10 protein-coding genes are annotated in these 14,314 nt (G+C 54.6%); 1 reads left to right on the top strand and 9 read right to left on the bottom strand.

Features of this window, described 5'->3' with window-relative positions; genetic code table 11:
• The first annotated feature begins 8 nt into the window (after positions 1–8).
• Positions 9–926, top strand: coding sequence for a tRNA threonylcarbamoyladenosine dehydratase (locus BMW31_RS07040; protein ID WP_091823174.1), 918 nt, complete (start codon positions 9–11; stop codon positions 924–926).
• Here BMW31_RS07040 and BMW31_RS07035 read toward each other — a convergent pair.
• The 9 genes from BMW31_RS07035 to BMW31_RS06990 form a co-directional block, all read right to left on the bottom strand.
• A complete protein-coding gene (locus BMW31_RS07035; RefSeq protein ID WP_091823172.1) occupies positions 907–2,205 on the bottom strand; it encodes an MATE family efflux transporter in 1,299 nt (432 codons plus the stop codon). The two genes, BMW31_RS07040 and BMW31_RS07035, sit on opposite strands and share 20 nt — an antisense overlap.
• A 22-nt stretch (positions 2,206–2,227) precedes the next feature.
• On the bottom strand, positions 2,228–2,614 hold the full coding sequence (locus BMW31_RS07030) for a rhodanese-like domain-containing protein (RefSeq protein WP_091823255.1): 387 nt from the start codon (positions 2,612–2,614) through the stop codon (positions 2,228–2,230).
• Between the two features lie 5 nt (positions 2,615–2,619).
• Entirely contained in the window at positions 2,620–3,417 is a 798-nt protein-coding gene (locus tag BMW31_RS13280) for a hypothetical protein (RefSeq protein WP_143049169.1), read from the bottom strand.
• Positions 3,418–3,446: 29 nt separating this feature from the next.
• Entirely contained in the window at positions 3,447–4,040 is a 594-nt protein-coding gene (locus BMW31_RS07015) for a hypothetical protein (RefSeq protein WP_091823164.1), read from the bottom strand.
• Positions 4,040–7,522 carry a hypothetical protein gene (locus BMW31_RS07010; protein ID WP_091823160.1) on the bottom strand — a complete coding sequence of 1,161 codons (3,483 nt, stop codon included), beginning with the start codon at positions 7,520–7,522 and terminating at the stop codon, positions 4,040–4,042. Before BMW31_RS07010 ends, BMW31_RS07015 begins: the two co-directional genes overlap by 1 nt.
• A 12-nt stretch (positions 7,523–7,534) precedes the next feature.
• Complete coding sequence (locus BMW31_RS07005; protein WP_091823251.1) at positions 7,535–9,019, bottom strand: hypothetical protein; 1,485 nt, start codon at positions 9,017–9,019, stop codon at positions 7,535–7,537.
• Between the two features lie 133 nt (positions 9,020–9,152).
• Positions 9,153–9,596 carry a hypothetical protein gene (locus BMW31_RS07000; RefSeq protein WP_091823157.1) on the bottom strand — a complete coding sequence of 148 codons (444 nt, stop codon included), beginning with the start codon at positions 9,594–9,596 and terminating at the stop codon, positions 9,153–9,155.
• A 12-nt stretch (positions 9,597–9,608) separates the two neighbouring features.
• Positions 9,609–11,078: a hypothetical protein gene (locus BMW31_RS06995; RefSeq protein ID WP_255404870.1), complete on the bottom strand. Its 1,470-nt coding sequence runs from the start codon at positions 11,076–11,078 to the stop codon at positions 9,609–9,611.
• Between the two features lie 791 nt (positions 11,079–11,869).
• Positions 11,870–14,290, bottom strand: coding sequence for a TonB-dependent receptor (locus BMW31_RS06990; protein ID WP_091823151.1), 2,421 nt, complete (start codon positions 14,288–14,290; stop codon positions 11,870–11,872).
• Between the last annotated feature and the right edge of the window lie 24 nt (positions 14,291–14,314).

Below are 14,314 nucleotides of genomic sequence, written 5' to 3'. Positions count from 1 at the left end.
AAAAGACAATGCAAAATCAGTTTTCAAGAACGCAGATGCTGTTCGGGAAACCTGCTCTGGATACGCTCAGCGGCTCGCGTGTGGCCGTGTTTGGCGTGGGTGGCGTAGGCGGATACGCAGTAGAAGTGCTGGCGCGCAGCGGCATCGGGGAGCTCGACCTCTTCGATAACGACAGCGTTTGCCTAACGAATGTGAACCGGCAGATATTCGCCCTCCTCTCTACCGTGGGCAAGGCAAAGGTAGATGTGGCCGCAGAGAGGGTGCACGACATCAATCCCGCCTGCATCGTACACCGCTACCAGATGTTCTACATGCCGCAGAATGCCGATGAGATAGACTTCAGCCACTTTGATTACGTGGTGGACTGCATCGACACCGTGACGGCCAAGATAGAGCTGGCACGGCGCTGTTACGAGCTCCACATCCCCATCATCAGCAGCATGGGGGCTGCCAACAAGCTGGACGCTACGGCTTTCAGGGTGGCCGACATCAACAAGACGAAGATGGATCCGCTGGCTAAAGTCATACGAAAGAAGCTCCGCAAGCTGCACATACCGCACTTGAAGGTGGTGTACAGCGAGGAGCAACCGCTCAAACCCATTGATGATGAGAGCATCTGCAGCCACTCCGACTGCAACAGTCCTGACAAGGACATAAGCAAGTGCACCCAACGGCGCACCATACCGGCCAGCAACGCCTTTGTTCCTGCTGCCGCGGGGCTTATCATAGGGGGTGAGGTGGTGAAGGACCTTATCAACAGCGCCCACACCATGCGTATCAATCCAGACGACGCAGAGGCCAACGCGCAGGCGCAGGAAGCTGCCCGCCGTGCCGCCCTGCACAAGGAGAAATACCGGCAGATGTGCATAGCCAAGGAGAAAGGTACGTGGGAGGACAACAAGGTGGTTATGCCCTTGCCAGTATAACGGCCTGCACCAGTCCGCGTACAACAAGGAAAACGAGGAACGAGAGCCACAGGGCATGGTTGCCCAACAGTGGCTCAAAGAGCAGATAAAGCCCAAAGAAGCACGCTGCCGCCACGGCGCTGGAAACCAGCATGCCCCGGGTGGCCGTGATGCCGATAAAGATACCGTCGTAGATAAAGGCGGCCACGCCGCACGCGGGTATCAGTACGGCCCACCAGAAAAACGGGCGGGCGGCGGTAATCACCTGCTCCTCGTTGGTGAGCAGGTGCAGGAACGGCACTCCGCCCAACGCGTAAACGGCCGTGAAGAGCAGCGTCATCCACGCTCCCCACTTGAAGAGGCAACGCACGGTGGCTGCAAAGGCGGGCTTGTCGCTGGCTCCGAAGTATCTGCCACTTAAGGCTTCGCCGGCAAAGGCAAAGCCATCCATGACGTAGCTGAAGAGCGTAAAGAGCGTGATGAGCAACGTGTTGACCGACAGGATGAGGTCGCCCCGGCGGGCACCGGCCGAGGTGAAAAACAAGTTCACGGCCACTAAGAAAAGCGTTCGGATAAAAATGTCGCGGTTCACGGTAAAGAACTGCCGCATGGGGGCTTTGGCATAAACGGCCTGCCAACGGCTTCTCACCGCACCAAGACCTTGTTTGCGGCATTCTCTCCGGCAGAACGCAAGCGCCAGCAGCACGCCTGCCCACTGGGCGGTCAGTGTTCCGGCGGCTACGCCGTCTATCTTCATGCCAAGACCGAAGACAAAACCCAGCGAAGCAACAATGTTTACCACATTCTGCAAAACAGACACCAACATGGGTATGCGCGTATTCTGCAGCCCGATGAACCACCCCGTGAGACCGTAGAGGCACAGCATGGCGGGAGCGCCCCAGATACATATATTAAAATAGGTGGAGGCCAGCGACATGATTTCTGGCGAGGGGTGCATCAATTCTAAGGCTGCCCAGCGCAGCGGTTTCTGCAAAAGCAGAAACGCGAGAGCTATCAACAGGCCTACCGTGAGGGCGCGAAGCAGCACATTGAGCAGTTCCTCGCGGTCGCCGCGGCCATAGGCCTGGGAGGTCATGCCGCTTGTTCCCATGCGCAGAAAGCCGAATATCCAGTAAATGACATTGAATATCATGGAGCCTACGGCAATGGCTCCAATATAGGCGGCGTTGCCCATGTGGCCTACAATCGTTAGGTCCACAAGCCCCAGGAGCGGCACCGTGACGTTGGAGACAATGGACGGTACCGCCAGCTGAAGTATCTGCCTGTCGTGAATACCCATGCCGGCTGTCAGCCTAAGGGAATTACCGCTCTACAGGCTTGCGGGCTTCCTGCCAGGCCATGATGCCGCCGCGGAGGTTTGTTACCTTGTATCCTTGCTTGGCAAGCAACTCGGCTGCGTGGGCCGAACGGCGTCCGCTGCGACAGTAAACGGCAACGGGGCGCTGCTTGTCGAGCCGCGACAAGGCTGCTGAAAAAAAGTCGGCAGCCTTTACGTCCATGTTCACAGCCCCGCCGATGTGGCCCTCGGCAAACTCCTCGGGCGTGCGCACATCAACCAGCTGTACGGTTGTGTCACGCTGCAAATACTGCTCAAACTGGGTTACATCCATGTCGGAATACGGCTGCTGGGCGCAGGCACCGAAGCAGGAGCCCAACAGGGCCATTATCAAAGTTTTCAATTTGCTCATCATTTTCATTTTGTTTTATTCATCCATAATCCCTGTCCGGCGTCTATACGCTGATGTTTCTCGTCCAGGGTGTATATCTGTTTGGTGCCGTCGGCAAAGCGGCAATAGAGTGCGCCGTTGTCATCGCCGGCTGTCCTGGCATAAAACCAGGAGCCTTCGGCAGCACGGTCGCCCACTGCTTCGCGAATATATTTGCGGCCGACGGAGAGCATGATGGTACCGAAACTGGTTTCTGTAGTCCAGTTACCCAACAACCAGTGAGGGCTGCCGGGCTGTGGCTTGACGCCTGCCATCAGCGAATCGAAGTCGAGCACGGCATATTCGCCGCTCACCTCGGTCGTGTCCGAGTCCAAGTCATCAGACTGATAAGAGTGGTCGCAACTGCGAAGCATGAAGAACATGAACACCACGAAGCACACCAATCCGCCTATGCAGCCTTTGAAGAAGCAACCACGGTTACGCCGATGGTAATCAGGTACATACGGTATTTGTTGCTGTTGCGGCTGTTGCCAGTTGGAAACAGGGGCTGCAGCAGGTTCCTGTCTGGGTGGCGCTTGCTGCGGCCGGGGTTCCGTTTCTGCTGCTGCAGGTTTCTCCTGCCGCTGCTCCACAGGCTCTGCGGGCCGCTCGGGAACGGGCGGGGGCGCTGCCGTTGCAGTAATCTCTTTATCTGTTGGCGCATCATCGGGTACGGCATAGGTGAACGGCAGGCCGCATCGGGGACACACGCATGCCACCTCCTTGATGCCGGCTCCTGCCTTGACATCGTACCTGAATCTGCATTTAGGACACTTTACTTCCACGCTTTCAATCGCTTTTCGTTACACACTACCTACTCGAAACGTACAACGGCCTTGCGGGTTACACGCCACACGCCCGCCTCGAAGGTGGCTACGCCCTCTTCTTCGGTAATGATGTGGTGGGGCATGGTGTGCGAGTTGCCGTTTACCTTGCATACGGGCTTGATGAACTGGCTGATACTGATCATGGCCGAAGCAATGGCATCGGCCGTATCCATGAGGATAAACGTACCGTTGACACCATCTTGCGTGGTGAGCTGGTAGATGCTTTTGCCTATCTGCTCCTGCACGGAGAAGTTGGCAAAGACACCGTCGACCGACGGCGCACCAAGGTAATAACGCGCCTCTGCCGTGGCTGGATGGATGGCAACGGGCGCCACCTCGCTCAGTCCATCCATATTGATACCAATACCGGGAGACGGCTGCGACTGTTCTGCTGCAGCTGCTTCGGTTCCTCCCTCTTCAGTGGCAGCGGGTTGACTTGCCAACTGCTCCTCCAGCGCAGTCACCCTGCGTTCCAGTATCTTGACGCGTTTCTCCAGTTTGGTTATCAGCTCTGTAGCCGACGGGCCCTGTTGGATTTCCTCTTCCGGGGCAGTTTCTTTCTTGCCGAAGAATCCCATCATCAGTCCTCCTTCAGGTTTTCAATCAGGTTGTCGCGGATGCTTCCGATGACAGGATAGAAGAACATGGTGTCCTCTATCTGGTCGGAGCCGTTCTTGTCTTCCTGATTCTTGTTTACAAAGTTCCATCCGTTGATGAGATAGTGCTCCAAGTCCTTGCTCACAAGTTCCTTGAACAGCTGCAATGCCTTATTCTCCACCAGGAAGCGGTCCACTACATGAATGTCGTCACAGAACTGGCAGAAGAAGTCGTTAAACTCCCTGACCTGTTCTACTATCTTGCTCCGTATCGCGGCGCTGTCCATATCGTCGTAGACAAGATGCTCCTTGTCAATCATCGAATAGTTGTATTTCAGCGTGCTGTCGAAATCGTCCATCAGTCTGTTCAGGTCGTTCACTTGGCTGCAACCCGTAACATCGCTCACCTGGAGCAATGCCCCGCGACAGGTAATCTGCTTAGGTTCGTTCTTCTCCATGACAATGCTGAAGCCGTCGGCATCATACTTTTCATTGTAAACTCGCTCAAAGACAGCCTGCGTAATGAGGTCAAGGTCGCGCTGACTGCCCACGATGTCGAGCACCTTGGAGCCCGTTCCGCTGAACATTACCGAGCGAGGCTTCTCCATGCTGCGGTGCTTCATCATCTTTGCCACATAGTAAATAAGCGTTACGTAGAAGTAGATGAAGATGATTTTGCGCCAGCCGTCCTCGTTGAGACGCATGTTGTAGGAGAACACGTCGTTGCCGTTCACAATCTTGTTATTGATGACCGAGAAGAGGAAAGCATTGATATCCTCGCTCTTGCGCTTGCTCACAATGTCGTCAAGAATGCCCAGAAGCTCTCCGTATTTATCCTCATCAGCCTCAAAAAGGTGGCGGAAATAGCTGACATACTTCACGAGCATGGGGTTGGAATCGCCGTGGGGAATTTCGGAAAAGCCGTCACCAAAGAGCACATTGGCCGCAAAGCGGAATGAAGTGAGCATTGTCGGCTGCTGTGCATTTGACTCGAATACCACCACATCACTTGTTCCGCCGCCTATATCGATGCTGGCAACAGTGGAAGCAGAGCCGCGGAACTTGCTCGAACGCTTATAGAAGTAATATGGAGCAACCGATTCGGGCATCTGAATAAGATTGTTTTCATTGGGTTTCACACCGAAAACATCCTCAAAAATCTTGTTCCAGGTCTCCCCCATCTTGCGTACATTGCCCACCTTCATGCTCAAAGGATAGAACCAAACGAGGCGTGTTTTGGCTATGTCGCCATTCTCCAGCAACACTTTTGTGCGCATAAGCAGGGCAAGCTCGGTGAGATAAGAACGCACCCGCTTGCTTGTTGCAATCTCCGTAGACCACTTGAGGTTAGGAACAATGCGGTTATGGAAGCCGATACTCTCCTTCTCATAGATGAAAGGAATATTGGCATCGCCGAGTGCCACGATGTTGTCAACATTGTCGGCATCCATGCGTTCACACTCTGAAAGAACCGTACGCTGCGGGAATCCGTAGCTATCTCCGATGGACTTGGGCAGGAATTCCTGCTTGATAATATTGTCATAGTAGAGTTCCTCGCCATTGTAAAGCGTGGCCAAGAGGCGGTTCGTGGCAACGGAATCTATCTTCAGCGGCTCCGGCATGGCATTCTTACCGTGCATGCTCTCTACATGCGTGTTCGTTGTACCGAAGTCTACGGCAAATGTAAACTCGTCATGGCCGGGTATATAGTCAGGCCAGCGCGGGCAAACCACACCCTCTACAGCCTTATTTCCCCGCTCATCAGAGAGCGTTACATTCATGTAGTCGAAGTCGCTCGACAGTTTGTAGTAGCAAGAACCAACCCTACTTTCGGCCTTCAGGCTGCGTTCGCGGGCTATGACATCATTCTCGCCTACCTTATTAAGGTATCCGTTCTTATAGAAATCGAGCGACAAGCGGTAGTTAAACAACAGCCCGAGCGCACGGTCTACAAGTTGCACGTTATACTGTTTGAGCCCGGGAGCATGAACAAACGGGAACACGCTCACAGCAAAAGGCACTGTGATGAAGTAGCCCCGGTTGTTCTTCCGGTCGTAAGTCAGGTCCACATTGTGGGCTGCCACATAGTTTCGCTCTAAGGTAATGTACTTTCCCTGCTTCTTAACGGGAATCCGGAGAATGGCTTTCACCGTCTCCACTTGTCCCGTTTGAGTGTGCAGCAATTCAAACTTAGGACGACCGCCAATCGTTCCCCACAGGTCCTTCACGTCAAAATACTTGAAGAAGAGTGGTTTCAGAGGCAGTACGAAGTCGCAGTCGTCGGTCTCACGACTGCCTTTCGACATGTTTCCGTCGAAGAAGCAGTCACCGTCTATACGGTAATCGAGCTTGATGAGAGCCGGCTGGAAGAAGTCGTCGTCCGTCAACCAGGGGTATTGATGGGCCGTGGCAGGCAGCACACGCTTCTCCGGTTCCATGGCATAATCATCGGGCGTGATGACTGTTGCATCGTCCCAGTTGCTGGTTACGTATCTGAAAGGCTCTGTCTGGGGGGCATTCAAATGGTTCTGGAGCACCAGCGGGAGTCTGCCTTCCACCTTACGTGAAGGCACTATCACGAAGTCACTCTCCTCAATCGACCGCAACACGTCTTCCTTACGAGCACAATAGAAAGGCACCCCGAGTGCCTGGACACCTTCGTCCAGCTTTGCAAAGTTCACATCCAAATACGTTTTGGCACGCTCTATGGCTCCCAAGTCCATTGCCTCGGGATTACCGATGTCGGTGAGGATGGTCTGCTGCAGATTGACAGACAGCAGGCGGAAGTTCGTTATCAGGTAACTGTTTACCTCGCCGCAGTCTCTTTTGAGTTCCGGATAGGCCGTGAAGAGGGCATACACGTACTTGATGAATTTCTCATTGCGCATATAGAGCGGCCGCCAGAGGTCGAACAGGTTGACATTCTGCTCCACCGGGATGTCATACATGTTGGCATTTGCATTTGGCGAAGCCATGAACAGCGTGACAGGCGACGTGCCGCCAATAACCTGATTGCCATAGACCAGGAAGTAGAGGCGGTCCATCTTGTCGAAGTTGAATGCTTCCTTGTCCTGTTCCAGAAACATTTGCAACGTCTCGCCCAGCAGCTTGTGCTGGCTGTCATCCTGCAAGCGTTGCAGTTCCACCGGCTTGTTCCACTCGATGATGCGCAGCTGTGTGCGCAGTTCGGGATAGTTGAAAAACAGCTGGGCTATGTCAAGTGCATTGGCAACGAGCTTCTCGTCCATCTGTTCTCCCTGCAGGTTGGCATGCGTGGAGAGGCGCGAGAAGGCATTCTTCACCAAATCCATCTGCGCAAAGGGGCTGGGTATGGCCGTGCGAGGCTGGGTAGACAGACCGCCGTTGGGGTCGGATATCATGTTTATCTCGTCGGCGCTGTACTGATTACTCAAGGGTATCCAGCCTTCGCCGGATGTCTTGTTGTTATATGATAGTATCTTTGACATGAAATATCAACATTAAATAATTCCGTTAAACTTCTCGTCTATAACCTTGTCGAGCGTTTCATCAAGCAGGTCAAGCAGCCTGAACGCCACCTTGTCGGAGCCGTACTTGCCGGCTTTAACCGCGGTTTGCGAGTTCTTGTTCAACGCAGAAAGCAGTGTCTTGTAATCAAAGGCCGACTTAAAGAAGCCTGTCTTGGGAGCCACGTCCGTAATGGCTTCACTCAAACTCGTGGTATCCAAGTTGAACGGAACAAAGCTCCGCTGGTTGCCGCGCAGCTCCTTGAGCCACTGCAAGTACGAGACATAGAAGTTGGCCGTGAGCGTGGTGAAGAACGAAGTTGACAGGAATCCGCTCGTTATCTCGGGTTTATCCTCGGTGTAACCGCGCCCGATGTCGCTCTTGAGCTGATTGGTGATGTACATATAAGCAAGGTGGAACTTCACCATCTGCCGGTTCACGAACGAGCGGGTGGGCAAACCGAAGTCCTTCAGGCTCAGCGTATTCTTGTCGTTAGCCAGTCCGTACTCCTTGTAAATGGGGTTCTGCGCATTGCCGTCGACAGTGCGCAGCTGGTCGTCGGGTATCGAGAGGAAGTCCAACACCGACAAGGCTCCCACGTACTCCACCACGTGGGCGTCGTTGCGCTGCCCGTTTCCGCCCGGGTCATTGTAGTAGGGGTTCGACGGAACCTCATCGCCCACATAGTAGCAGGCATTGATTTTAGACAGCGGAAGGTCTACTCCGCCCTGACGGAGACCGGTAAGGTTGTCGTGATAGTAGAACAAAGCCGATTTGGTCTTCGATATGAAGTCGGCCCGCGAGATGGGGCTGTTCTCGTCCTGCTGCACGTTGAAGTACGGCAACACCGTGAGGGCGCCGATGCGTGCGTCGCGCAAGTCGCCCCGGTTGTTTATCATCGTGTTGTTGCCCGCGTTGCGTATGTTCTTCACAATGATGGGATAGCCGGCCGCACCGGTACCTCCGAAGATGGAACTCACGATGAAGATGCGGTCGTTCTTCTGGAATACGTTGGAGAACTGACGGAACTCCTCCGAGTCCTTGAACTCGTTCAGCGCCACGCTGCCTATGTTCGGGCTACCCACAAAGCCTATGTCCATCTTTGTGTCCAGCTGGTAGCTGGAGAACATCATCGATGCCAGGGCCTGGTTGGCCGTGTCGAGCGTAGAGTAAGAGATGAAGTCCTGGAACTTCTTGGACTCCACGGCGCCCATGTTGAACAGGAACGTGTCGCTCAGGTTGGAGCCGTTGGGCAGGATATCCGAAAGAGTTGATATCTTGGCAGAAAAGAACCCGCGCGTTACATCCACCGTATCGCCGTAGAGCGACTGGCGGATTTGCTTGTACCAGCGCAGCAGATTGTCGGTACGTTTCAAGTCCTCATTGGCCTTGTGAGGGTCAACGATGATGGGAACTATCTCCAGCGGCACGGGCTGCCCGGCCTCGTTGAGAGGATGTATTCCGGCGGCAAGCTGCATGACCAGCGGCCGCATGACGCGCGACCCGGTACCGCCTACAAGAAATAAGAATAATCTCACGTTATGTTTTTATTTTATTTGACTAACTGATGGCATGCTCCCCTCGCGGTGCATGCCGTTTGGCCCGGCCCACTTATTCGGGTATTGGCGTGTGGCGGCAGTTGGACGACCACCAGCGAATGGAGAACGAGGCCACCACGAAGAGCACTACTTCCACCAGCATGTCCATCACGCAGAAGCTCACAAGCTGTGCGCTGAAGTCGAGACCGTCGGCAGAGAAGATTTTGTCCGGATAGATGTAGTTGATAACGGGTGTAACCACAGCCCCTGCCAGCAGCACGATGAGCCAGTGATACCAGCGGCTGAAGCTGACAGAGTTGATGGCATAGTAGAACAGCCCGGCCGTAGCCCAGGCCACGGCAGCCGTTACCAGCGCCACCATGAGGTACAGGTTCTGGTTGTACATCTCGTTGGAGAACTCGCGCTCATAGTACAGCGCCTCGAACAGAGGGCTTGCAAAAACCACAAACAGCACTGTAATGACCAGGCCGGCTATCAGTAATACTGAATTTTTCATTTCCTTATTCTGTCAATCTTTAAACTTCATTTTCAATTCGAAATAGTAAGGCTCGCCCTCCGAGTTCTTGCGGTAGCTGTTGTATATGCCCTGAAGCAGATACTTGAGGCCGAAGGTTGTGCGGGCGTCTACGCTGGTATCATCGTCGTTCGAGGAAGCCTCAACCCACGCGGGCAGGCGGTTCATCAGTTTGATGCGCACCTCCTGGTCGTTCTTCATCTCCTTCATTTCCAGAATGAAGATGTGGGTGGCCTTGTCCAAATACTTCTTTTCGGCGGGCGTAACGTCCTTGTCTGATATCTTGCGTATCTCCCTGATGGTGATTTTATCGTCCGATTCTACCTCGTAGTTGGCCGCATCGGTCAGGTAATCCTCGTCTATGAGCATGCCGTCGAGGTTCACCGCCAGCGCCAGACGTATGTCGCCCGAGTTGCGGTCAACCTCTACGTTGTCTATATCGGTTATCTGCGTGCTTTGTCCCCGTTCGGGTTGGAACCGGCCGCGGATGTCGGGATTGTTGAGCAGGATGGAATAGTAAGGCTCGTAAACGTCGTCGGTCTCGAAGAGATACATGTCCTCGTAGCCTCTGAGGTCGGCAAAACGGGCGAAGGGAATGTAGCTCTTGTCGGTCGTCAGGCGGGCTATGTTGTCGTTGCTACCCACCACCACGATGTAGTACGGGCGCCTGCCGTTGTACTGCCTCACGCTGTTGTTGTAGGCATAATAGGGCCCGTTGAAAGAGCCGTTCATCTTGATGATGAGCATGCTCTTGTTCCTCACCTCGCTCTTGAACACCGCATTCGTCATTCCCTGCGCCTCGGCAAACACCTTCTGCGGGTTTACGCCGGCCATGTTGCGCGTGGAGTAAATCATGTCGGTTACGAGTATGCTGATTTCATCGTCGCCCGTCTTGTTCAGAATGTTGTCGAAGATGGCGCCGAAGTCGGTGTACGATGGGTCGCCAATGCCCTTCGTAGCCTCAAAGATGTTAGGGTCGCTCAGGAACTTGCGGAACCCTTGCGGGTAAGCGTTCACGTTGCTGTTCACCACATAGATGCGGTTGTCGTTGTCGGGCAGGTTGTTCAGCATCTGCACGATGGCCGCCTTGAAGCTGCCGTCGCCTGCGGGCGAGTCGTATGCCGTCATGGAGCCCGACCGTTCCAGATAGAACTTCACCTTCAGGGGCTTGCCGCCGATGCCCACGAACTTGATTTCCCTGGCCGGGCGGCGACCTTCGAAGAAGTCTTCGATGTACTCCTTCACGGCGTCCACGTTGATGCGGTCGCCGTCGTAGAACTCCTTCAGGCGGGCCTTGTTGCTGTCCAGGAATCCGGCTATCTTGCTCCAGTCGTCGCTGTCGATAGTTGCATCGTCGGCCGCCAGCTCCGTCAGCAGTCTGTTGAATTCTTTTTTCTGGCCGTTCCCGCAGCTTGCCGTAGCCAGCATAAGCACGCACAACGACGCACAGAAAACGGTTCTCATTCCCTTTCTCATGTCCTCAAGACGTTATTACAAGTAATTTAGTTGCAAAAATAAGAAAAATATATCAGATAACACCTATATAGAATAAAAGATTTAATATTAATCAACAAAAAAGGTTTACCGTCCGTGAGCGTCTTCTCCGGCAGTCCGACCCGTCAGCGGGCGCAGTGCACGCGCCACGACCGCTGCCTGGCGAGGCGGCGGAAACCACGCGGAGCATCTTTGTTTGTAAAGAAAACATGCCGAAAAAACGTGCAATCATTCTGCTCGAACCAGCAAACGGAACCCTCGTTTGCAGTCGCTTTCGGGCCCGTTTGCCACCTCCGTAAGTGCTGAATGTGGCCTTCAAAGTCGCAAAAGCTATGCTTTAAGCCCCTCGGAGCTATGCTCTTTAGCGTAAGGAGGCCATCTCCTTACGATAGTGAGGCCATCTCCTTACAGTAGTGAGGCCATCTCACTACGATAGTGAGGCCATCTCACTACGATAGTGAGGCCATCTCACTACGATAGTGAGACCATCTCACTACGGCCAGGAAGTATGCTATAAAGATAAAACACTGATACTCAACGAATTACGAAAACGGCCCAAAACGCGTGTATTTGCGACCAAACGGACGGTTGCCGGCAAATACGCGAAACCTGAGAGGGTATTTGTAAAGAAATATAGGCAGGCTTTTCTCATGCCCCAACATCACGAAAAGTGCCGAAGGCGGACACCTTGCCTGTCGCTGTCTGCGGCAGGCCGTCCGTCTTCGGCACAGCTTCTTCTAACAGTTTTCTAACAGTTGTGGTTAAAAGTGCATCCGTACATCGACGCCGAACTGCACCGGATTGCCCCGCTGGGCAAACTCATAGCTCCGCCCGGTTGCAGCGCTGTTTACGGCAAAGGTATTGTAACGCGTGTTGGTAAGATTGCGGCCCCACAGGCTAAGCACCACGGCACCGAAGTCGGCATCGGCATGTGCGCCCGCCACGGCATAGAACTTCTGGCAGTAGGTGTTGGCTTCGTCCCAGTAAATCTTGCCCCTTCCGCTCACGTTGGCACCTATGGTGACTGCCCGCAGCCCGCTTTCGGCAATGTCGATGCGGTAGTCGGCCGAGGCTGCAAACGTGTGCTGCGGCACAAAGGGTATCTTGTTGTCCTCGTAGCTCACCTCCTTCAGCGCGCCTTGCTCCGACAGGCTGTCGGTATAGTCCTTGAATACGGCGTGGGTGAAGCCGTAGCACGCGCTCCAGCTCAGATGGTCGTCAAAGGCCTGTCCGCGCAGCGAAGCCTCGATGCCGCAGCTCCGTGCCCTGCCTGCATTCACCATCATGCGGCCGAACCCGTAGTTGCCGGCCATGACGGAGAGCTGTTGGTTGTGCACCTGCATGTAGTAGGCAGCCAGGTCAAGCTGCACGCTGTTGTCGAAGAGGTTGAGGTGCGTGCCGGCTTCATAGTTCCAGCTGGTCTCGGGGTCGTAGGATATGGTGTGGCGGATGTTGTCGTAATCCTGCTCCGTATGCGGAATGTCGTAGTCGCCCCGCTGTGAACTGTTCCTGTTGAGTTCGGTCTGCAGGATGTCGGAGAACATCTGGAAGTTGAACCCTCCGGCCCTGTAGCCCTTGCTCACCGTAGTGTAAACGTTGCTTCCGCTGTCATCTATCCTGTAGCTCAGGCCCAGTTTGGGCAGCAGCTGGTTGTAGCTGTTGTGCATCTCGTCCTGCAGCAGCGAGGTGAGAACTACGGTTGCCTCGGTTCCCATCACATTGGCAGTGGACGTCATCTTGGCACTCGTTTCGTATGACAGCTTCACCCGGCTGTAGTCATAGCGCAGTCCGAGCGTGGCGGTAAGCCTGTCGGTGAGGTCGAAGCTGGACTCATGGAACACGCCGAGGTTGAGTTGCGGCGTATGGAACAGGCCCGGAACCGAGGCCAGGTCCACGTCCATGCTCACTCCTCCCCTGCTCTCTATCATTTGCTGCGCCATGGCCATGGCCTGCTCCATCGTCATTCCCTGCGCCGTAAAGCGTCCGGCCATGGAGCGCACCATAGCGTTGTACATGGCGTTGCGTATCGTGCTGCCCAGGAAAGCATCCATCTCGCCGTCAAAGTGGACGGGAGCCACGGTCTTCTGCCACTGATAGGAGCCGAACGCACCTGTGGTCCAGTGCCATATTCCTTTGCGGTTGCCCTTCAGCACGAGCTCTTCGGTAACGGCGTTTTGGTGCTGCCGCTCCTCCATGTGCATGAAGTCGGCAGGCAGATAGTCGATATCCATCATCATGTAATCCTTCAGATACTGGTAGCTGGTGGTGGAGTTGAAGTCGAAACCGTTGCCCTTGTAGTTGAAGTCGAGCGCCGTATTGAAGATGTTGCGCCTGTAGTTGCTCTGCCGGTTGGTAGCAGGAGAGGCCGTGCGGCCGGTCTCCGCGTCGAGCACTCCATAGGGGAAGCCGTTCTGGCGCACATACTGATAATCGGCAATGTAGTTTATCCCGACGCGCGAAGTTGGCTGGAAGACGAGCCGCAGCTTGCCTCCGCCCTCGTTGTACCTGTCGGCCCGCTCGCCCGTAGTGGCGTTGCGGAAGAAGCCGTTCTGCCCATTATAGAAGCCGCCAATGGAGAATGCGAACCTGTCGCTTACCTTATTATAATGTGTAAGCTCAACGTTGCGGTACCAGCGGGAGCCTAATCCCAGGTTCACATCAGTGCCCTGGTAGTTCATCGGGTTACGGGAATACATCCTCACGATGCCTCCCTCGGTGTTCTGACCATAGAGGGTGCCCTGCGGACCGCGCATGATGTCGACACGCTCCAAGGCATACGAGTGGAAGTTATACGCGCTCTTGCTCAGCAGGGGCATGCCGTCAACGTAGATGCCCACGGCCGGACTGTTTACGCGGGAGCCTATTCCCCTTACGTAGATGGACGAAGTGTAGCGCGAACCGTAGTTGGGCATGGCGAGCGAAGGCACGTAGGCAGAGAGCTCGCGCAGGTCGCGCACGTTGAGCGACTGCATCTCGCGGACCGAAAACATGTTGCTGCTCAACGGCTGCTGGCGCAGGCGGAACTGCTCTTTGGGCTGCGATACCACAAGAACTTCATCCAAATCAAATACTCGGGAAGAATCGGCTAAGCTGTAAATCGGGCGTCCCGGTATGGTTACAGCCTGCATGGAGGAGGACATAACAGCGCCTACGGCTGCTGCCATCAATAGTTTTTTATTCATAAGAAGGTAACTTAATGCGTGCAA

The sequence above is a fragment of the Prevotella sp. kh1p2 genome (assembly GCF_900111525.1).
GTDB lineage: Bacteria > Bacteroidota > Bacteroidia > Bacteroidales > Bacteroidaceae > Prevotella.
This window is presented reverse-complemented; position numbering and strand designations above follow the sequence as displayed.